Consider the following 20268-nt stretch of genomic DNA (forward strand, 5'->3'; position numbering starts at 1 on the left):
CGGGCGCTCAACGGCGCGCCAGCGGTTTTGCCTCTCTGGCGCGATGAGAAAACCTGGGCGCCCAGGCCACGATCAGCCCGTCGGGGACTGGCGCTCGGCCACCATGATCTCGCCCGCGCAGGCGCGCGAGACGGTGGCCTGATCGGCGATCTTGTCCCGCAGGGCCGGCACGCCCAGCTTGGAGCCGCGCAGTTCGAGAATCTCGAGAGCGCCGGTGGCGACCACCTCCCGCGCCTGGGTCGCCCGGGCGCACGGATCCTTGAGCCGACCCCAGACACCCAGCGACCGGATCTCGGCCGTCGCCCCGCCGCAGATCAGCCGCGCCCGCTCGATGACCGCGCGGCCCTCCGTGGAGGCGCGGCCGCCGGCCGCCAACTGAGCGATCGGATCGGCCGCCTCATCCATGGCCGCTTCGCAGGGCCCGAGCGCGCCGCGCAGGGCCACGAGCGCGACATCGGTCGGCGGCGCGGGGACCGCCGGGACGTAGACTTCCGGCGGACGCGTGGCGGGATCATCGCAGGCGCTGACGAGCAGCCCCGCCAGGGCAAGGCCGCAAAATGTCTTCCACATATCGCGGCTCCAGGTTGTCCGTGTCTCCCTAAAGTCGCGACGGCGCGATTGGATGCGCCCGGCCAAGCGCGGCAATTGACCGCTTGCGGTCCGCCGCCTAGCGTCCGCCTCCTTCTCTCTTTGAAATCGCGGCGGTGTCCCATGCCCCAGATCCTGGTTCAGGACCTGGCGAAGACCTATCGCGTCGCCGAACGCGATCCCGGCGTCCTGGGCGCGCTCAAGGGGCTTGTCCATCGCCGGTGGCGCACGGTCGAGGCGCTGAAGGATGTCTCCTTCTCCCTGGAGGCCGGTGAGCTGCTGGGCTTCATCGGTCCGAACGGGGCCGGCAAGTCGACCACCATCAAGATCCTCTCGGGTATACTTCGCCCCGACAGCGGTCGCGTGGAGGTCGGCGGCATCGTCCCCTACCAGGAGCGGATCAGGCACGTGGCCCGCATCGGCGTGGTGTTCGGCCAGCGCTCCCAGCTCTGGTGGGACCTGCCGGTGATCGACGGCTTCGACCTGCTGCGCGACATCTATCGCATCGACCCGGGGCGCTATGCGCGGACCCGCGACGAACTGGTGGCCCTGTTGCGCCTGGAGCGCCTGCTCGACCAGCCGGTCCGTCAGCTTTCGCTGGGCCAGCGGATGCGCGCCGAGATCGCCGCGGCCCTGCTGCACGAGCCCGAAGTCCTGTTCCTGGACGAACCGACCATCGGCCTGGACGCCCCCTCGAAACTGGCGGTGCGCGACTTCGTCAAGCGCCTGAACCGCGAGCGCGGCGTCACCGTCCTGCTGACCACCCACGACATGCACGACATCGAGGCGCTCGCCGAGCGGGTCATCGTCATCGGCCATGGCCAGGTGCTGGCCGACAGTCCCTTCGAAGCCCTGCGGCGCGACGTCCTGCGCGAACGCCGGCTGTTCATCGACTTCGTGGACGAGGCGCCGGAAATCGACCTGCCCGGCGTCGAGGTCCGCGCCCGCGACGGCCGATCCCTGGAACTGGCCTTCGATCCGGCCGTCGTCGGCGCGCCCCGGCTGATCGCCGCCATCACCGCCGACCACGCGGTCGAGGACGTCCATGTGGAGCAACCGGCCATCGAAGAGGTGATCGCCAAGTTCTACGACCTGCACGGCGCGGCGGAGGCCTGAGCCGTGAACGAGGCCATCCGCCCCTACGCCGCCGCCTTCGCCGCCCGGTTCCAGCTCATGCTGCAGTACCGCGCCGCGGCGCTGGCCGGATTCGCCACCCAGTGCTGGTGGGGCGGGATCAAGGTGATGGTCTATGCGGCCTTCTTCGCCAATGCGGCGGCGAGCGACACGCCGATCACCCTGTCGCAGGTGATCACCTACACCTGGCTGGCCCAGGCCTTCCTGGTGCTCTCGCCCTGGAGCGGGGATCCGGAGATCAGCCAGGCGGTTCGCACAGGCGCCATCGGCTATGAGCGACTGCGCCCTATCGACACCTACAACTGGTGGTTCGTCCGTGCCGCGGCCTGGATGACCGCCCGCGCCCTGCCCCGCGCCCTGCTGATGCTGGCCGTGGCCGGAGTAGCCTTTCCCTTGCTGGGTTTGGAGGCATGGTCCTGGCGACCGCCCGCCGACGCCGTGGCCTTCGGGCTCTTCGCCCTCTCCATGCTGCTGGTGGTCCTGGTCTCCTCGGCCTTCGTCATGCTGCTGAACATCAGCGCCGTGGTGACGATGGACGAGCGGGGCGTCAACACCTTGGTCGCCTCCCTGATCATCGCGCTGTCGGGCAACCTGCTGCCGCTGGCCCTTTATCCTGACTGGATGCAGACCTTCCTGCTGGTCCAGCCCTTCGCCAGCTTCCTGGATATCCCGTTCCGTATCTATTTCGGCGGCCTGACCGGCTGGGGCGCCGCTACGGGCCTCGCCCTGCAGGCCTTCTGGACTCTCGTCATGATCGCCATCGGCCGCGCCTGGATGACCCGGGTGATGACGCGCCTCCAGATGCAGGGAGGTTGACCCCATGAGCGCGCTCTTCCTGCTCGCCCGCTACTTCTCGGCCTCGGTCCGCGGCCAGCTGCAGTACCCCGGCTCGACCATCATGCTGGCGGTGGGCCAGTTCTTCTCGACCATCATCGACGTGGTCGCCGCCTGGGCCCTGTTCGCCCGCTTCGGCCCGGTCCAGGGCTGGACCTTCGGCGACATCGCCATGTTCTTCGGGATGATCAGCGTCTCGTTCGCCATCGCCGACTTTCTCAGCCGCGGCTTCGACATGTTCGGAGCCCACTTCATCAAGACCGGCGACTTCGACCGCATCCTGCTAAGGCCGCGCTCGGCGGCGATCCAGCTCATCGGCTACGACTTCCGCCTGGCCCGGGTCGGCCGTCTTCTCCAGGGCCTGATCGTCATCGGGTTGGCCACCGCCACCCTGTCGCTGGACTGGGACGCGGCCAAGGTCGGCCTCGCGCTCTGGACCATCGTCGGCGGGGTGGCCCTGTTCGTGGGCCTGATGATCTTCCAGGCCACCCTGGCCTTCTGGACCGTCGAGAGCCTGGAGGTGATGAACGTGCTCACCTATGGCGGCGTCCAGGCCGCCCAGTTCCCGCTCAGCCTCTACGCCGGTTGGTTCAGGAACCTGCTGATCTTCGTCGTGCCCCTGGGCTGCGTCGCCTACTTCCCGGTCCTCGCCATCCTGGACAAGCCCGATCCGCTGGGCGCGCCGGCCTGGATCCTGCCGCTGACCCCAGCGGCAGGATTGCTGTTCCTGGCCGTCTCGTTACTGGCCTGGAGGTTCGGGGTATCGAAATACACCTCTACGGGGAGCTGAAGGCGTATCGCGGCCAGTCATACAAATGTTGACACATGGAGCCGCCAGGGACAGTATCGACTTAGTCGATACATGAGGTGCGGCCGTGCGCGTCCAGATCAAGAAATGGGGCAACAGCGCCTCGGTGAGAATCCCGTCGTCGGTTATGGCCGCGGCGGACCTCACGGTTGACCAAGCCGTCGACGTTCGGGAGGAAGGCGGGCGCGTTGTTATCGAGCCTGTGCGCGCGCCGAAGTACGATCTCGATCAGATGCTGGATCGGATGACCCCCGACACCTTCCCGCAAGATGTCGACTTTGGACCACCCGTTGGACAGGAGGCCTGGTAGTGCCGGACTACGTTCCGGACGCGGGGCACATAGTCTGGCTTGAGTTCGATCCCCAGGCGGGCCACGAGCAAGCCGGTCATCGCCCTGCCTTGGTCCTGTCGGCGGCGCGCTATAACCGACTTCGCGGGATGATGCTCTGCTGTCCCATGACGTCGCGGATCAAGGGGTACGTCTTCGAGGTGGTGGCGTCGGACGACCCGCCCAGCGTGATCCTTTCCGATCAGGTAAAAAGCCTGGATTGGCGAGCGAGGCGCGCCATTCGGAAAGGCTCGGTCGCGCCTGCGATCCTGGCGGAGGTCAAGGCCAAGATCGCCGCGCTTCTACAACTTTAGCGCCCCTACTCAGCTGCCATCGCCAGCGCGCTGCCGCGGGTGAGCGACGTCTTGCGGGCCAGCGAAGCCTTGGCCGCCTCGTACTCGGCCGCCAGACGGTCGATGAGCTGGCCGGCGGTGGGGATATCCTTGACCGCCCCGATGCCCTGGCCGCAGCCCCAGATGTCCTTCCAGGCCTTGGCCTTCTGGTTGCCGCCCGAGCCGAAGTTCATCTTGGAGGGATCGGCTTCCGGCAGGTTGTCCGGATCCAGGCCCGCGGCCTCGATGGACGGGCGCAGATAGTTGCCGTGCACCCCGGTGAACAGGTTGGAATAGACGATGTCGTCGCCGCGCGAGGCCACGATCATGTCCTTGTAGCCCTGCATGGCGCGGGCTTCCTGGGTGGCGATGAAGGCCGAGCCGATATAGGCCAAGTCCGCGCCCATGGCCTGTGCGCCCAGCACCGCCGCCCCGTTGGCGATGGAGCCCGAGAGCGCGATCGGTCCGTCGAACCACTCGCGCAGTTCCTGGATCAGGGCGAATGGCGACAGGTGCCCGGCGTGGCCGCCGGCGCCGGCCGCCACGGGGATGAGGCCATCGGCGCCCTTCTCCACCGCCTTGCGGGCGAAGCGGTCGTTGATCACGTCATGCAACACGATGCCGCCATAGGAGTGGATCGCGTTATTCACGTCTTCCCGGGCGCCTAGCGAGGTGATGGTGATCGGCGCCTTGTATTTCACGGCCAGCTCGACGTCCTGCTCCAGCCGGTCATTGGTCTTGTGGACGATCTGGTTGACGGCGAAGGGGGCCGAGAGGCGATCGGGGTTCTTGCGATCCCAGTCGGCCAGCTCCTCGGTGATCTGGGCCAGCCATTCGTCCAGCTGACTCACCGGCCGGGCGTTCAACGCCGGGAAGGAGCCGACCACGCCGGCCTTGCACTGGGCGATGACCAGTTCGGGACCCGAGATGATGAACAGGGGCGAACCGATGACCGGAATACGCAGGCGCTCGGCGAGGACGGGAGGCAGGGCCATGGGAATCGTATCCTTGGTTAAATGGCGTCGATCTAATTTTTACAACGTATATACAAGAATAGCCGACGCGCAAGCCGCCGTCACCGCTCACGCCGCGTGAACTTGACGCGCGGGACCCACGCGGCCCAATGGCGCACCATGACGCAACTTGCCGCCGCCCCTCCGTCCGCCAGTGACGCCGACTGGCGCGCCCTGGTCGCCAAGACCCTCAAGGACGCGCCCTTCGAGAGCCTGCGTCGCACCACGGCCGAGGGACTGGCCATCGAGCCGCTCTATCCGTCGGCCCCGGCCCCGGCGGCGTTCACACCCCGCGCCCGCGATCCGGAACAGCCCTGGGATGTTCGCGTCGCCATCGCTCATCCCGAGCCCGCCCGCGCCAACGCCGACCTGCTGGCCGACCTCACGGGGGGCGCGACCTCGGCGGTGGTTTCGCTCGACCCCGCCGGCCAGGCCGGTGTCACCGTGGGATCGGCGAGCGACCTCGCCCGGGTCCTTGACGGGGTCCTGCTGGAGATGGCGCCGATCGCGCTCGACGCCGGGTTCCTGGGCCCAAAGGCAGCCGACTGGCTGGCCGCCGCCGCCAAGGGCTCGCCCACCGCTCCGCTCGCCCTCCACCTCGATCCCCTGAGCGCCTTCGCCCGGACGGGCGCCAGCCCCGGCCCCATCGAGAGCCACCTGATCTCGGCCGCCACGGTCGCCGCGCGGTTGGCCCAGGCCCATCCCAAGGCGAGTCTCTTCCTGGCCTCGGGCCGGGTCGTCCATGAAGCCGGCGGCGGCGAGGCCGGTGAGCTGGCCTTCGCGATCTCCGCGGCGGTTGCCTACGCCAAGGCCCTGGTCCGCGCCGGCGTTCCGATGGCCGAGGCCTTCGGGGGCATTGTCCTGGGCCTTTCGGCCGATACCGACTACTTCGCCACCCTGGCGAAGCATCGCGCGGCCCGGGTGCTCTGGACCCGAGTCACCCAGGCCTGCGGCGTGACCGCTCCGGCCCGCATCGAAAGCCGGTCCTCGGGCCGCATGCTCACCGTCCAGGATCCCTGGACCAACATGCTGCGCCTGGCCGCCGCGGCGTTCGGGGCCAGTGTCGGCGGCGCTGATGCGGTGGCGCTCGGGACGTTCACCGACGCGATCGGCCTGCCCATCGCCTTCGCACGCCGCCAGAGCCGCAACACCCAGTTCGTGCTGATGGAGGAGGCCCACCTCGGACGGGTCGCCGATCCCGCCGCGGGCTCGGGCTATGTGGAGGCCCTCACCGACGAGATGGCCCGCGCCGCGTGGGTCGAGTTCCAGATCATCGAGGGCCAGGGCGGTCTGGTCGCCGCGCTCACCGCCGGCCGCATCGTCGCCGAGGTCGCCAAGGTGCGAGCGGTCCGCGAGGCCGCCGGCCCGCCCAAGATCGTCGGTGTCACCGCCTTTCCCCCGACCCAGGCCGCGCCGGTCGAGGTCGCCTCCGCCGCGCCGCGCGCCGTCGAGGCGCCCTCCGTCCGCCTGCCCGGGCCCGACGGCGCCTGCCCGCCGCTCGCCCCCATCCGTCTCGCCGCGCCCCATGAGGCCGCCCGATGAGCCATTTCCCCGACTTCGCCACCCTGCCCTTCGACGGTCCCGCCGCCGCGGCGTCCCTTCCCGGCGGCCCGCTTTGGGAGACCCCCGAAGGTATCGCGGTCAAGCCCGCCTACGGTCCCGCTGATATCGAGGGGGTCGATCCGGGATTCCCAGGTCTGGCGCCCTATGTGCGCGGCCCCTATCCGACCATGTACCTGACCAACCCGTGGACCATCCGCCAGTATGCGGGCTTCTCCACGGCCGAGGACTCCAACGCCTTCTATCGGCGCAACCTGGCGGCGGGACAGATGGGCCTGTCGGTGGCCTTCGATCTGGCCACCCACCGCGGCTACGACAGCGATCACCCCCGGGTGAAGGGCGATGTCGGTATGGCCGGCGTCGCCATCGACTCGATCCTCGATATGCGGACCCTGTTCGATGGCATCCCGCTCGACAAGATGAGCGTGTCGATGACCATGAACGGCGCGGTCCTGCCGATCCTGGCGCTCTACATCGTCGCCGCCGAGGAACAGGGCGTCCCCCACGAGAAGCTGTCGGGCACCATCCAGAACGACATCCTCAAGGAGTTCCTGGTCCGCAACACCTACATCTATCCGCCCGGCCCTTCGATGCGGATCATTTCGGACATCTTTTCATATACTTCGCGCGAAATGCCGAAGTTCAACTCCATCTCGATCAGCGGCTATCACATCCAGGAAGCCGGGGCGACGCTGGACCTGGAACTGGCCTACACCCTGGCCGACGGGATCGAATATGTCCGCGCGGGCGTCGCCGCCGGCATGAGCGTCGACCAGTTCGCCCCCCGCCTGTCGTTCTTCTGGAACGCCGGCATGAACGCCTTCATGGAGATCGCCAAGCAGCGCGCCGCCCGTCTGCTCTGGGCAAGGCTGATGAGGGACGAGTTCGACCCCAAGGACCCCCGCTCGCTGGCCCTGCGCGCCCACACCCAGACCAGCGGCTGGAGCCTTGCGGCCCACGACGTCTACAACAACGTCCCGCGCACCCTGGTGGAAGCCATGGCCGCGGTCGGCGGGCAGACCCAGAGCCTGCACACCAATTCGCTGGACGAGGCCCTGGCCCTGCCCACCGACTTCTCCGCCCGGATCGCGCGCAACACCCAGCTCTTCCTCCAGCTGGAGAGCGGCCAGACCCGGGTGATCGACCCCTGGGGCGGCTCCTACTATGTCGAACGCCTGACCGCCGACCTTGCCGCTCGCGCCCTGGAACACATCGCCGAGGTCGAGGCCCTGGGCGGCATGGCCAAGGCCATCGAGGACGGCCTGCCCAAGCGCCGCATCGAGGAGGCCAGCGCCCGCACCCAGGCCCGCATCGATAGCGGCCGTCAGAGCGTGGTGGGGGTGAACCGCTACCGCCCCGACGGCGCCGAAGTCATCCCGATGCTGAAGGTCGACAACAGCGCGGTGCGCGAACGCCAGCTCGAAAAACTCGCCCGCCTTCGCGCCGAGCGTGATCCCGTCGAGGTGGAGGCGGCGCTCGCGGCGCTGACCGACGGCGCGCGCCGGACCGGCAACCTGCTGGAGCTCTCCGTCAACGCAGCCCGCGCCAAGGCCACGGTGGGCGAGATCAGCCTGGCCCTGGAGAAGGTGTTCGACCGCCATTCCGCCGAGGCCTCGGCGGTGACCGGCGTCTATCTGCGCGAGGCCGGCTCCACCCCCCAGGCCGAGCGCGCCAAGGCGATGACCGGCGCATTCGCCCAGGCGGATGGGCGCAAGCCCCGGGTGCTGATCGCCAAGATGGGCCAGGACGGCCACGACCGCGGCCAGAAGGTCATCGCCTCTGGATTCGCCGATCTGGGCTTCGAGGTCGATATCGGCAACCTGTTCCAGACCCCGGCCGAGGCCGCCGCCCAGGCCGTCTCCGAAGGCGCCCATGTGGTGGGCGCGAGCTCGCTCGCCGCCGGCCACCTGACGCTGGTCCCCGAGCTCAAGGACGAGTTGGCCAAGCTGGGACGCGCCGACATCCTGGTGGTTGTCGGCGGGGTTATCCCGCCTGAGGACTTCCAGGCGCTCAAGGACGCCGGGGTGGCAGCGATCTTCACTCCCGGCACGGTGGTGCCCGAGGCGGCCATCGAGGTCATGGAGCGGCTCAACGAGCAGATGGGCTACGCCCAGCTGGAAAAGGCCTAGGGGCTCAGGTCAGCGCTTAGGCGACAGCACGCCCTTGCGGCGCTTCGGCCGCAGCCAGTCGTCCGCCAGTTCGGACGGGCCGTGGCGAGCCTCGATGTCCTTCTGAAGCGCGTTGGCCGCCATCAGGTGGCCAGGGAACAAGGTGTCTACGATCCAGCCCACCACCGGCGGCACGGAGCTGGCCGAGTCGAGCGCGATATAGGCCGCCATCCGGGCCAGGGTGACGGGTTTGGCGCCGGACGCGATCCCCTCGGAGATCAATAGCGCCCCGGCGCCCAGGCTGTAGACCGTCCCCGCCACGGGAACCCAGGCCAGCAGGCCGTCCAGGCCGACGCCAATCGGCCCGACACCCACCAGCCGGTCGGAAAGGCGTTTTATCCGTTCGGCGTGCCGCCAGGCTCGGTGGGCCCTGTCTTTGGAGACTTCCATGGATCGAGAACGCCAAGCTCCGCGTGAGGCTCCACCTTGCGCCAAGGAGGACCTCGGAGGCTAGCCCCAGAGGTCCCGCGAGGGCGGGGCGATTTCCGAGCCGGTGAACACCAGCCCCGGCGCCCGGTCCCGGGCGAGCAGCAGCGGCCCGTCCAGGTCCACCACCTCGGCGCCCTGCGCCAAGATCATCGCGGGCGCCATGGCGAGCGAGGTGGCGACCATGCAGCCGGCCATCACCTGCAGCCCCATGGCGCGGGCCTGCGCCGCCACGGCCAGCGCCTCGGTCAAGCCGCCGCACTTGTCGAGCTTGATGTTCACCGCCCCATAGCGCCGCGCGCAGTCGGCGAGATCGGCGCGGGTGTGCAGGCTTTCATCGGCGCACAGCAGGACCGGACAGTCGTAGCCTTCAAGCGCCGCGTCCTCGCCAGCCCGCAGGGGCTGTTCGATCAGTTGGACCCCCAATAGGGCCAGATCCGGCGCCAGCCGCCGCAGGTCCTCGAATCCCAGGGCCTCGTTGGCGTCGACCACCAGCCGGCTCGCCGGCGCGGCTTCTCGAACCGCCGCGACCCGGTCGATATCCCCGGCGCCGCCGATTTTCAGCTTCAGCAGCGGCCGGTGGGCCGCCGCCCGCGCCGCCGCGGCCATCGCGGCGGGCGCGTCCAGGCTAAGGGTGAAGCAGGTCGTGACCGGCTCCAACCCCCGCAGACCCGCCAGCGCCCAGGCGGGCGTCCCCGTCAGCTTGGCCTCCAGGTCCCAGAGGGCGCAGTCCAGGGCGTTGCGCGCGGCGCCGGCCGGCGCGAGGTCCTGCAGTTCCAGCCGGCTCGCGCCCCGCTCGACCGCGTCGCGCAGGGCCTCCGCCCCAGCCAGTTCGCCGGCCATGGTCTCGCCGTATCGGGCGTAGGGCACCGCCTCGCCGCGGCCGACGACGCCATCCTGCTCGATCTGCGCCAGCAGCACATGAGCCTCGCTCTTGGCGCCGCGGGCGATAACGAAGGCGTCGCGGGTCGGCCAACGCTCGTCGCGAAGGCTGAGCCGTCGCCTCAAGCCAGGTCGCCGACCGCGGCGTCGAACAACAGATAGGTCCGGCCGGCCTCGGAACTGAGCAGGCTCGCCACCTGGAAGCCTTCATGGTCTCGGCTCGCCGCGTCGTCGAGCAAGCCGTGGTAGCGCGCCAGATAGGTCACCACCTGGCCCTTGAGCGCCTCGTCGGTGGCCAGCCGCCGCGCCAGGCGGCGGGTGGCGGCCGGCGCCAGGCGGCGCACGACCTCGCGAGCGCCGTTTAGGTCGCGGGCCTGGATGGCCGCAGCCAGTTCATCGACGCGGCTGCGCGGCAGAAGGGCCGCCGGATCGATGCCCATGGCCCCGATCTCGCCCGCCAGGGTGTCCTCCAGGGGCGCATGCTGCTGGGGCGCCTCGACCTCTTGCTCGTCGATGGCCGACAGCAGGTCCTTCCAGGTCCAGCCGTCGCCCCCCTGGCTGTCGCGCCCGCCGGCCTGTCCGAAGACCTGGCTGAACTCCGAGTCGGTGGCGGTCGGCGTGAGGCGCAGGCGTTGGCGCAGGCTGGCCTGGGCGTCCGCCGCCTTCACCGGCTCGGTCAATTCCAGGTCGGGTTCCGCCTCGGCGACCACTTCCACCACACGCACGGGTTCGGCCAGGGGTTCGGGCGCGGGCGGGGCGACCGCCACGGGCTCCGGCTGCGGCTCGGGGACCGGAGCCGGCGCGGCCTTGGGTTCGGGACGCGCGAGCCGCTCGCGTAGGGCGGAGACGGGCGGCGGCATGGCGCTGGTGCCGGCCACCGCCCCCATCATCCGCACAGCCTCGCTCAGCATCTCGTAATTGCGCCGCACGCGTTCCTGGAACACCTCGTCGATGGCCTGGGTCTCGTCGGCCGTGCGCCGTGCGTGGTCCATCATCTCGTCGATGCTGTCGGCCACCGCCTTGCGGACCTGCTCGGCCTGGCCACGCGCCGTGACCGGCATCTGGGCCGCGCGAGCCTCGACCTCGACCAGCAAGGCGGCCAGTTCGTCCAGGGTGGCGCGAGCGGTCCTGGCGCCCTCTTCAAGCTTGCCGGCGGTCGCCGCGCCGGCCTGCTCCACCATCTGGGTCGACTGCTCGATCAGAGCGCGGGCCTCGGCCAACCGGGTCTCGAACACCTTGTTGGCCTGCTGACCGGCGGTGAAGGCGGCCTCCGAGAGCTGGTCCACCTGGTTGCGGGCGGTCTCGGCGTGGCGCTCGGCGGCCTGGCGGGTCTCCTCGGCTGCGCGCCCCAAGGCCTCGATCGTCACGCGGGTCTGCTCCTCCAGCCGCGCGCGCTCGGCGGCCGCGGCCTGGGAGACGGCCTCCATGGCGTGCAGGGTCGACTGGCCGAACTCGTCGCGCTCGGCCCTGGCCTGCTCGGCCAGCTCGCGGAACTGCTCGGCAGCCTCGGTGATCATCTGGCGCAGGCTCTCGCCACCCTTTACCGCCCGATCGCCCATCTCAACGGTCGACAGTCGTGCCTGGCTGATGAATTCCGCCAATTGCGCACCGTGGCCCTCGGCCTCGACCGCGAAGGTTTCCTGGTCTCCGCGCAGGGCATGCGCCGCCGAGACCAGACCGGCCCGCTGTTCAGCGAGCCCGGTCTCCACCGCCCTGATCTGCTCGGACACGCCCAGGCCCGCGGTCTCCAGACGGGCGATGTGGCGAGTAAGGTCCTCGGCGGCGGTGCGCGCGGCGTCGCTGGTCTCACCGGCGGCGGCGGCCAGATCGGCGGCGCGGGCGGCGAGGGCCGCCTCGGCCTCGCGGAGCTGAGTCTCGGCCAGGTCGGAGGCCTCGGCCACCATGCGCGCCTGCTGGGTGATGGTGTCGGAGACCGCCGTGGCCTGGGCGTCGAGGGTCTTGGACAGGCCGCCCATCTCCTCGCGCTCTCGGCCAAGGGTCTGGGCGAGCTCGGCGGCGGTGCGGGCGGAGTTGGCCGCGGCGACCACCAGGTGTTCGGTCTCCACCGCCAGGGCGTCGCGCAAGGCCACCAGGGTCTCGCGCGCCTCGTGCGCCGCGACGCCGGCCTGAGCGATCTCTTCACGGATGCTGTTCACGACGTCATAGGTCTGGGCGCCGGCGGCCAGTGCGGGGCTCACCATCTCGTCGGCCAGCACCTTGGCACGGTGAGTTTCGGCGCTCAGCTTCTGGCCCTGGCGGACCATGTAGGCGGCCAGCCAGACGAACAGGGCGGGTCCCAACGCCATCAGGGCGAACACCATCAGCGCGAAGGGCTCGTAGTCGAAAGGCGCGACTGCGCGCCGATAGCCCCAGGCGAAGGCGATGGGCGCGGCGGCCCACAGCACCGACACCACGAACGCCGCCAGGTAGATCGGCCAGCCCGACGGCGCCTCGCTAGTCGCTGCTTCGTGGCTCTGCAGCCGGCGCGCCGGAGTTTGCGGCGACGCGACGGCGACCTCGGCCTGCGGCGGAATCGGCGACAGCGGCGCGGCGGCCTGGGGCTCGGCCTCCCGAGTCGGCGGCAGGGGCGGCATGGCGAACAGTTCCTCCTCGGCGGAGAGATCCAGTTCGGGCATTTCGGCGAGTGGCGTCGCGGGGGTCAGACCCTCATCGCCTAGCGTTTGAAAATCAACAGGTTGGTGCCGCTTTTTAATCTTCATGGTCCGACTTCGGCGGCCTTCCCACACTGCGCGCCAACCCGAGTTCGCGCCTCAACGAAAGGATTACCGGCGAACCTTGTCGGCGCAAAGCGGCATCGGCGCGAATCTTGGCCGAAGGGTCGGATTGTCGCGGAGCGTCGTGGGCCTAGGTCTTGATCACCACGGCGCGCTGATCGGGGCAGTCCTTGATGGCGTCCGTCGCGGTCTTGGCCGGTTTGGCGGTGAGCTTCACGGAAGCCTTGGCGGCCGGCTTCGGTGCGGTGGTGCGCGCGATCGTGCGCTCGGCGGGGACGGGTTTTTCGACCTGGTGAGCCTCCAGCGGCACCCCGAAATGCGCATAGGCGGCGGCGGAGGAATGCACCACCACGGCTGCGACGATCTCGGTCAAGGTCTGCATCGGAGCTCTCCCCGGTCGTCCGATACGATTCCGGCGAGCGGCGTTATACGACAAGCGCCGCAGTTGGACGATCCGCGGTAACATGAAATTTCGGTCATGTGACCTCGGCGCCTCGCTGTTCCTCAGGCGGCGAGATCACGGAAGGTCGCCCCCTCGTGTCCCAGCAGCCAGCGCTTGCGCTCGATACCGCCGCCATAGCCGGTCAGGCTGCCGTCGCTGCCGATCACCCGATGGCAGGGCGCCACGATCCCGATGGGATTGGCGCCGTTGGCCAGGCCCACGGCGCGCACGGCCGCCGGCTTGCCGATCGCCTCGGCCAGACGCTTGTAGCTCCAGGTCTCTCCAGCCGGGATCGCGCGCAAGGCGGCCCAGACGCTCCGCTGGAACGCCGTACCGCCAGTTCGGCAAACGAGGGTGTCGATGGCTTGCAGATTTCCTCCGAAATACGCAGCGAAGGCCTCGGCGATCGCTTTGGGCGCGGCGCGGTCCGTCAGGGTCACGGGGCCATTCTGGCGGCGCAGCAGCAGGTGCATCCGCGCCTCGTGGCTGACCCAGTCGAAAGCGCGTAGCGCCCCGTCGGCGTCGAACACCACCAGGCCGTCCCCGACCGGGGTGTCGATGCGATCGAGGAACAGGGGTTCAGGCGGCCTGGGCATGCTTGGTCTCCGAGGGATTCTTGGGATCGGCCGCCCAGAGGTGCGAGGCCGCATAGGCCCGCCACGGCCGCCACCGCTCCGCCCGGACCAGCAGCTCGGCGGGGGTGGGGCGCACGCCGTCGGGGGATTCCAGCGCCCGCATCAGGCCGATGTCGGCGCTGGGGAAGGCGTCGGGTTCGCGCAGGGCGCGCATGGCGATGTACTGGGCCGTCCACTCGCCGATGCCCGGCAATGCGCGCAGGGCGGCCACCGCCTCGTCCAGGCTGCGGCGGGTTCCAAACAGGTCCGGGTCGGCCGCCGCGGCAGCCGCCAATCCGACCAGGGCCCGGCCGCGGGCGCGGGGCATGCCCAGGGTTTCCACATCCACCAGGGCCAGCCGCTCGGGCGTCGGGAAGAACTGGGTGAGCCCCATCTTGTTGGCCGCCTCGTCCAGCAAGGGCTCGCCATGGGCCGCGGAGATCTTGCCTGCCAGCTGGCGTGCCGCGTGGACAGTGATCTGCTGGCCAAGCACCGCGCGGACCGACAGCTCGAACCCGTCCCAGGCGCCCGGCGCGCGCAGGCCCGGTCGCGCCGCCACCAGCGGCGCCAGGTCGGGATCCTCGGAGAGGTGCGCCTCGATGATCGCCGGGTCGGCGGCCAGGTCGAACACCCGGCGCACCTTGGCGATGATGGCCGGCCAGGCCTGGACCTTGGGGAACCGCAGGGTGACCTTCAGGTAAGGCCCCTCGCCCGGCTCGACCATGACCACGCCGCGCGCGTCGCCCACCGCCAGGCTTCGGGCATAGCGGCCGTTGGCGACTGTCTCGACGCCCGGGATGGCGCGGGCGGACAGGAAGGCCAGCATGGCCGGCCAGTCATAGGGCGCGCGATAGGGAAGCCGGATCGTCGCGGCCTCACCCTCGCCAGCGGCGATCTCGGCTCCGCCCAGCCGGCGCAGGGTCCCGGGAGGTCGACGGAAGAGCTGCTGGAAGGTCTCGTTGAACCGCCGCACGCTGCCGAAGCCGGCGGCCAGCGCCACCTCGGCCATGGGTAGGCGGGTCTCATGCAGGAGCTGCTTGGCCAGCAGCACCCGCCGGGTCTGGGCGACCGCCACCGGCGAGGCGCCCACATGCTGCTGGAACAGCCGGCGCAGCTGGCGCTCGCCCACGCCCAGCCGGCCGGCCAGGGCGTCGACATCGCCGGCGTCCATCGCACCGGCCTCGATCAGGGCCAGCGCCCGCGAGACGGTGTTCGAGGTGCCACGCCACGACCCCAGGTCGGGCGAGGTTTCGGGGCGGCAACGCAGGCAGGGGCGGAACCCCGCCTCCTGGGCCGCGGCGGCCGACCGGTGGAAGGTCATGTTCTCGCGCTTGGGGATCCGCGCCGGGCAGACCGGGCGGCAATAGATCCCCGTGGTCTTCACCCCGCTGAAGATGCGTCCGTCGAAACGGACGTCGCGGGTCTGAAAGGCGCGGTAGCAGGCGTCGTCATCCATATCCATGCCGGGAGGATGGGGTCGGCGCTGGGGATTGTCTCGCGGTTTTCGGACATTGTCGGCTCGGGTCTGGCGGTTTTCGGACACCACCGCCGCGGCGGGAGTTGTGTCGGCTCCGCTGCAATTTCCTTGGGACGCTGTCAGTAAATCTCTATCGTCACGGGGGGTCGGGTCCCCTAATCCACCGCCAGGGCCAATCCGTGCGCCAGGTGGCGAACGGACGATTTCCGATTAGCGGCGGATACCCGCCCGAGGTTCATGTGCAAGGTTCAGCCCTGATGCAGGCGCAGGCGCCGGCGATCTCCACCGAGACCCTGACCCATCTCCAGCGCCTGGAGGCCGAGAGCATCCACATAATGCGCGAGGTGGCGGCCGAGGCCGAGCGCCCGGTGATGCTCTATTCCATCGGCAAGGACTCGGCCGTGATGCTGCATCTGGCGGCCAAGGCCTTCTATCCCTCCAAGCCGCCCTTCCCCCTGCTGCACGTGGACACGACCTGGAAGTTCCGGGCCATGTACGAGATGCGCGAGCGCATGGCCAAGGAGCTGGGCTTCGAGCTGCTGGTGCACAAGAACCCCGAGGCCGTCGAGCGGAACATCAACCCGTTCGACCACGGCAGCGCCCTGCATACGGATATCTGGAAGACCGAGGGCCTGAAGCAGGCGCTCGACAAGTACGGCTTCGACGCGGCCTTCGGCGGCGCGCGACGCGACGAGGAGAAGTCGAGGGCGAAGGAGCGCATCTTCTCGTTCCGCTCGGCCCAGCACCGCTGGGACCCCAAGAACCAGCGCCCGGAGCTCTGGAAACTCTACAACGCCCGCAAGAACCCCGGCGAGAGCGTGCGGGTGTTCCCGATCTCCAACTGGACCGAGCTGGACATCTGGCAATACATCCACCTGGAGAACATCCCCATCGTCCCGCTCTACTTCTCCGATGTCCGGCCGGTGGTGGAGCGCGACGGCGCCCTGATCATGGTCGACGACGAGCGCATGCCCCTGCGGACCGGTGAGATCCCGGCGATGAAGTCCGTGCGCTTCCGCACACTCGGCTGCTACCCGCTCACCGGCGCCGTGGAGAGCACCGCGGCCACCCTGCCCGAGATCATCCAGGAAATGCTGCTCACCACCACCAGCGAGCGCCAGGGCCGGATGATCGACCATGACCAGGCCGCCTCGATGGAGAAGAAGAAGCAGGAGGGCTATTTCTGATGGCCCACCAGTCCGATCTGATCGCCGACGATATCGAGGCCTATCTGCTGGCCCACCAGCACAAGAGCCTGCTGCGCTTCCTCACCTGCGGCTCGGTGGACGACGGCAAGTCGACCCTGATCGGCCGCCTGCTCTACGACTCCAAGATGATTTTCGAGGACCAGCTCGCGGCGCTGGAGGCCGACTCCAAGAAGGTTGGCACCCAAGGCGGCGAGATCGACTTCGCCCTGCTGGTCGACGGCCTAGCCGCTGAGCGCGAACAGGGCATCACCATCGACGTCGCCTACCGCTTCTTCTCCACGGACAAGCGCAAGTTCATCGTCGCCGACACCCCCGGTCACGAGCAGTACACCCGCAACATGGTCACCGGCGCCTCGACCGCCGACGCCGCCGTGATCCTCATCGACGCCCGCCGCGGCGTACTCACCCAGACCCGCCGACACTCCTACCTCGTCAGCCTGCTGGGCATCCGCCACGTGGTCCTGGCGATCAACAAGATGGACCTCGTCGGCTGGAGCCGGGACACCTACGAGACGATCCTGGCCGAGTACCGGGCGTTCGCGACCCAGATCGGCATCAAGGACTTCACCGCCATCCCGATGTCGGCGCTCAAGGGCGACAACATCACCGCCCACAGCGACGCCGCGCCCTGGTACGACGGCCCCGCCCTGCTGCCGCTGCTGGAGAGCCTGCCGGTCGAGGACGACCAGCGGGAGAAGCCCTTCCGCATGCCGGTCCAGTGGGTCAACCGCCCCAATCTCGACTTCCGGGGCTTCTCGGGCTTCGTCTCTTCCGGCGTCATCCGGCCCGGCGACAAAATCAAGGCCCTGCCCTCCGGCCGCGAGAGCCGGATCGACCGCATCGTCACCAAGGACGGCGACCTGCCCGAGGCCGTGGCCGGCCAGTCGGTGACGCTCACCCTCACCGACGAGATCGATATTTCCCGCGGCGACGTCATCGCCACCGCCTCTTCCCCGCCGCCCGTGGCCGACCAGTTCGAGGCCACGGTGGTCTGGATGGACGACGAGCCCATGCTTCCGGGCCGCCCCTACCTCATGAAGTTAGGCGCCCGCACGGTCGCCGCCCAGATCACCGAACCCAAGTACAAGGTCAATGTGAACACCCTGGAGCACCTGGCCGCCAAGCGGCTGGAGCTCAACGAGATCGGGGTCTGCAACCTCTCGCTCGACGCCCCCATCGCCTTCGACGCCTATGCGGACAATCACGACCTGGGCGGTTTCATCCTGATCGACCGGATCTCCAACCGCACAGTCGGGGCAGGCATGCTGCACTTCGCCCTGCGCCGCAGCCAGAACATCCACTGGCAGGCGCTCGACGTGGACAAGACCTCACGCGCGGCGCTGAAGGGCCAGCGCGGCCGGGTCGTCTGGCTGACCGGCCTGTCGGGCTCGGGCAAGTCCACCATCGCCAACCTGGTCGAGAAGCGCCTGCACGCCAACGGCCGCCACACCTACCTCTTGGACGGCGACAATGTCCGCCATGGCCTGAACAAGGACCTGGGCTTCACCGACGAGGACCGGGTCGAGAACATCCGCCGAGTCGCCGAGGTGTCCAAGCTGATGGTCGACGCCGGCCTGATCGTGCTGGTCTCGTTCATCTCGCCCTTCCGCGCCGAGCGGCGCATGGCGCGCGAGCTGCAGGCGGAGGGCGACTTCGTCGAGGTCTATGTGAACACTCCGCTCGCGGTCGCCGAGCAGCGCGACGTCAAGGGTCTCTACAAGAAGGCCCGCGCCGGGGAGCTGAAGAACTTCACCGGCATCGACAGCCCCTACGAGGCACCTGAGCATCCGGAGATCGTGGTCGACACCACCGCCATGTCCCCCATCGAGGCCGCCGAGCGGATCGTCGCATGGCTTGAAGGCGAGCTCGACTACTCGATCTGAGTGAGCTCCGGGCCGGGGAAGAGCGCCCGGAACGGCCGGGCCTCCTCGACGACGCGCGCGAAGGACGGGCGCGCGCGCAGACGCTGGTGATAGGCCGCCAGTCGCGGATGGGTCAGCCCGATGGGCTCAAGCGCATCCGCGTAGAACAGCGCCGGTGCGGCCGCGCAGTCGGCGAAGCTGAACACCTCGCCCAGCGCCCAGGGGCCTTCACCGATCTGGCCGTCCAGGACGCCGTACGCGGTGCGCAGGATGCCGCGCCACTGAACGACGCCGGCCGGGTCCTTCGCACCCTCTGGCCTCAACCGGTCGCCGACGATCCGCTGCAAGGGGTCCTGGACGTAGTTGTCGAACAGCCGGTCCAGCAGCCGGGCGCGCAACCGCAGGGCCGGATCCTCCGGAAACAGTCTGACCTTCCCCGGATAGAAGGTGTCCACATGCTCGATGACGATGCTGGCCTCGGGCAGCACGACGCCCCGCGCCGTGTCCTCCAGGACCGGCATCTTGCCCATCTGCCACAGGGCGTAGAAGGCCGCGCGGGACGCTTCGTCCCCCAGGTCGACCATCACCGCCTCGAAGGCGACGCCGTTCTCGTAGAAGGCCATGAGCGCCTTCTGGCAGTACGAGGCGAACGGATGCTGGTGCAGGCGAAGGGTCATGTCACGCTCCTTTGCTTAAGACATGACTTCACTAACGCCGCCCACACCGCAAGGCAAGATCACTTCAGCAACCGCTAAACTAACGGACGCGACCGTTCAGAACTCCAGCACGATTTTGCCGAAGTGCTCCCCGGCGGCCATGGCCCCGAAAGCCGCCTTCGCCTCCGTCCAGGGGAAGACCTTGTCCACCACGGGCGAGATGCGATGCAGCTCGATCGCCCCGCACATGGCCTCGAACATCTCGCGCGAGCCGACCGAGAGACCCTGCAACTTCGCCGAGTTGCCGATCAGCACGGCGGGATTGATGTCCCCAGCCCCCGCGACCACGCCGATGATCGCGATGTGGCCGCCGATGCGGATAGCGCGCAGGCTCTGCTGGATGGTGCCGCCGCCGCCCACCTCCATGATGAAGTCGGCGCCGTCAGGCGCGATGTCGCGCACCGCCTTGCCCCATTCGGGCGTGGACTTGTAGTTGACCAGGTGGTCGGCCCCGAGCGCCCGCGCCCGCTCCAGCTTCTCGTCGGACGACGAGGTGATGATCGTTCGGTAGCCGGCGGCCTTGGCGAACTGCAGGCCGAAGATCGACACGCCGCCGGTGCCCTGCAGAACCACCGTGTCGCCGGGCTCCAGGTCGGCGTCCTCGAAGAGTCCGCGCCAGGCCGTCAGGGCCGCGCATGGCAGGGTCGCCACCTGCTGATCCGTCAGGAAGTCCGGAACCTTGGAGACCCCTTCCTGGCTGAACACCGCCAGTTCGCGGCCCGCCCCGGGGATCGGAAAGCCCAGCGCCGAGGACAGCTTTTCCAGGGTCGGACGGCCCGAGGTCCAGTTCTGGAAGAACAGGGTGGCCACCCGGTCGCCCACCGCGACCCGGTTGACCCCAGGTCCCACGGCCTCGACGATCCCGCAGCCATCGGAGAAGGGCGTGATCACGTCCTTGGTGTCGGTGGAACCGCGGCCGTACATGCCGTTGATCATCAGCAGGTCGCGGAAGTTCAGCGACACCGCCTTCATGCGGACCAGGACTTGGCCCGGACCAGGCGCCGGCTCCGGCAGATCGGCGATCTTCAGATTGTCCGCACCCCAGGGCGCGGCGGCTTGCAGGGCCCGCATGGTTCGTCTCCCAACGTCTTCGTTGGGGTCATAGTCGCGCCTTCGCCGGCGCCTGCAAGACTGTCCCAGC

General features: G+C 69.2%; 19 protein-coding genes. 9 read left to right on the forward strand and 10 right to left on the reverse strand.

Features of this window, described 5'->3' with window-relative positions; all coding sequences use genetic code 11:
* Positions 1-72 precede the first annotated feature (72 nt).
* A complete protein-coding gene (locus tag M9M90_RS14075; RefSeq protein WP_254833849.1) occupies positions 73-570 on the reverse strand; it encodes a hypothetical protein in 498 nt (165 codons plus the stop codon).
* Between the two features lie 141 nt (positions 571-711).
* Between M9M90_RS14075 and M9M90_RS14080 the strand changes: the two genes are divergently transcribed.
* From M9M90_RS14080 to mazF, 5 genes are all read left to right on the forward strand, one after another.
* Positions 712-1704 (forward strand): ATP-binding cassette domain-containing protein, encoded by a 993-nt coding sequence (locus tag M9M90_RS14080; RefSeq protein WP_254833850.1) that lies wholly within the window; start codon positions 712-714, stop codon positions 1702-1704.
* Positions 1705-1707: 3 nt separating this feature from the next.
* Positions 1708-2538, forward strand: coding sequence for a hypothetical protein (locus tag M9M90_RS14085; RefSeq protein ID WP_254833851.1), 831 nt, complete (start codon positions 1708-1710; stop codon positions 2536-2538).
* A gap of 4 nt (positions 2539-2542) precedes the next feature.
* A complete protein-coding gene (locus M9M90_RS14090) occupies positions 2543-3346 on the forward strand; it encodes an ABC transporter permease (RefSeq protein WP_254833852.1) in 804 nt (267 codons plus the stop codon).
* An 85-nt stretch (positions 3347-3431) separates the two neighbouring features.
* The gene (locus tag M9M90_RS14095; protein WP_254833853.1) at positions 3432-3674 is read left to right on the forward strand and encodes an AbrB/MazE/SpoVT family DNA-binding domain-containing protein; all 243 of its coding nucleotides are present in this window, start codon (positions 3432-3434) and stop codon (positions 3672-3674) included.
* Entirely contained in the window at positions 3674-4006 is a 333-nt protein-coding gene (mazF, locus tag M9M90_RS14100) for an endoribonuclease MazF (protein WP_254833854.1), read from the forward strand. The genes M9M90_RS14095 and mazF overlap by 1 nt, the downstream gene beginning before the upstream one ends.
* A 5-nt stretch (positions 4007-4011) precedes the next feature.
* On the opposite strand, the gene M9M90_RS14105 is transcribed toward mazF, so the two are convergent.
* The gene (locus tag M9M90_RS14105) at positions 4012-5019 is read right to left on the reverse strand and encodes a nitronate monooxygenase family protein (protein ID WP_254833855.1); all 1008 of its coding nucleotides are present in this window, start codon (positions 5017-5019) and stop codon (positions 4012-4014) included.
* A 138-nt stretch (positions 5020-5157) separates the two neighbouring features.
* On the opposite strand from M9M90_RS14105, the gene M9M90_RS14110 reads away from it, so the two are divergent.
* Both M9M90_RS14110 and scpA read left to right on the forward strand, forming a co-directional pair.
* Positions 5158-6579: a methylmalonyl-CoA mutase family protein gene (locus tag M9M90_RS14110; protein ID WP_254833856.1), complete on the forward strand. Its 1422-nt coding sequence runs from the start codon at positions 5158-5160 to the stop codon at positions 6577-6579.
* The gene (gene scpA, locus M9M90_RS14115; RefSeq protein ID WP_254833857.1) at positions 6576-8726 is read left to right on the forward strand and encodes a methylmalonyl-CoA mutase; all 2151 of its coding nucleotides are present in this window, start codon (positions 6576-6578) and stop codon (positions 8724-8726) included. The genes M9M90_RS14110 and scpA overlap by 4 nt, the downstream gene beginning before the upstream one ends.
* Positions 8727-8735: 9 nt before the next feature.
* On the opposite strand, the gene M9M90_RS14120 is transcribed toward scpA, so the two are convergent.
* From M9M90_RS14120 to M9M90_RS14145, 6 genes are all read right to left on the reverse strand, one after another.
* The gene (locus M9M90_RS14120; protein ID WP_254833858.1) at positions 8736-9155 is read right to left on the reverse strand and encodes a DUF4112 domain-containing protein; all 420 of its coding nucleotides are present in this window, start codon (positions 9153-9155) and stop codon (positions 8736-8738) included.
* A gap of 60 nt (positions 9156-9215) precedes the next feature.
* Positions 9216-10199, reverse strand: a complete 984-nt coding sequence (dgcA, locus tag M9M90_RS14125; RefSeq protein WP_254833859.1) for an N-acetyl-D-Glu racemase DgcA — start codon at positions 10197-10199, stop codon at positions 9216-9218.
* Entirely contained in the window at positions 10196-12709 is a 2514-nt protein-coding gene (locus M9M90_RS14130) for a polar localization protein TipN (protein WP_254833860.1), read from the reverse strand. The genes dgcA and M9M90_RS14130 overlap by 4 nt, the downstream gene beginning before the upstream one ends.
* 229 nt (positions 12710-12938) lie before the next feature.
* Positions 12939-13190, reverse strand: coding sequence for a hypothetical protein (locus M9M90_RS14135; protein ID WP_254833861.1), 252 nt, complete (start codon positions 13188-13190; stop codon positions 12939-12941).
* Positions 13191-13312: 122 nt separating this feature from the next.
* A complete protein-coding gene (locus tag M9M90_RS14140) occupies positions 13313-13846 on the reverse strand; it encodes a methylated-DNA--[protein]-cysteine S-methyltransferase (protein ID WP_254833862.1) in 534 nt (177 codons plus the stop codon).
* Positions 13830-15320, reverse strand: a complete 1491-nt coding sequence (locus tag M9M90_RS14145; protein WP_254833863.1) for an AlkA N-terminal domain-containing protein — start codon at positions 15318-15320, stop codon at positions 13830-13832. Before M9M90_RS14145 ends, M9M90_RS14140 begins: the two co-directional genes overlap by 17 nt.
* Before the next feature lie 278 nt (positions 15321-15598).
* Between M9M90_RS14145 and cysD the strand changes: the two genes are divergently transcribed.
* Together cysD and cysN are read left to right on the forward strand one after the other, a co-directional pair.
* Positions 15599-16528: a sulfate adenylyltransferase subunit CysD gene (cysD, locus tag M9M90_RS14150; RefSeq protein ID WP_254837140.1), complete on the forward strand. Its 930-nt coding sequence runs from the start codon at positions 15599-15601 to the stop codon at positions 16526-16528.
* Positions 16528-18432 (forward strand): sulfate adenylyltransferase subunit CysN, encoded by a 1905-nt coding sequence (gene cysN / locus M9M90_RS14155; protein WP_254833864.1) that lies wholly within the window; start codon positions 16528-16530, stop codon positions 18430-18432. Before cysD ends, cysN begins: the two co-directional genes overlap by 1 nt.
* Here the strand turns inward: cysN and M9M90_RS14160 are convergent.
* Together M9M90_RS14160 and M9M90_RS14165 are read right to left on the reverse strand one after the other, a co-directional pair.
* Positions 18420-19088 carry a glutathione S-transferase family protein gene (locus M9M90_RS14160; protein ID WP_254833865.1) on the reverse strand — a complete coding sequence of 223 codons (669 nt, stop codon included), beginning with the start codon at positions 19086-19088 and terminating at the stop codon, positions 18420-18422. The genes cysN and M9M90_RS14160 overlap by 13 nt on opposite strands.
* A 96-nt stretch (positions 19089-19184) precedes the next feature.
* Positions 19185-20198, reverse strand: a complete 1014-nt coding sequence (locus tag M9M90_RS14165; protein WP_254833866.1) for an NAD(P)-dependent alcohol dehydrogenase — start codon at positions 20196-20198, stop codon at positions 19185-19187.
* Positions 20199-20268: the final 70 nt, after the last annotated feature.

This window comes from Phenylobacterium sp. LH3H17 (assembly GCF_024298925.1).
GTDB lineage: Bacteria > Pseudomonadota > Alphaproteobacteria > Caulobacterales > Caulobacteraceae > Phenylobacterium.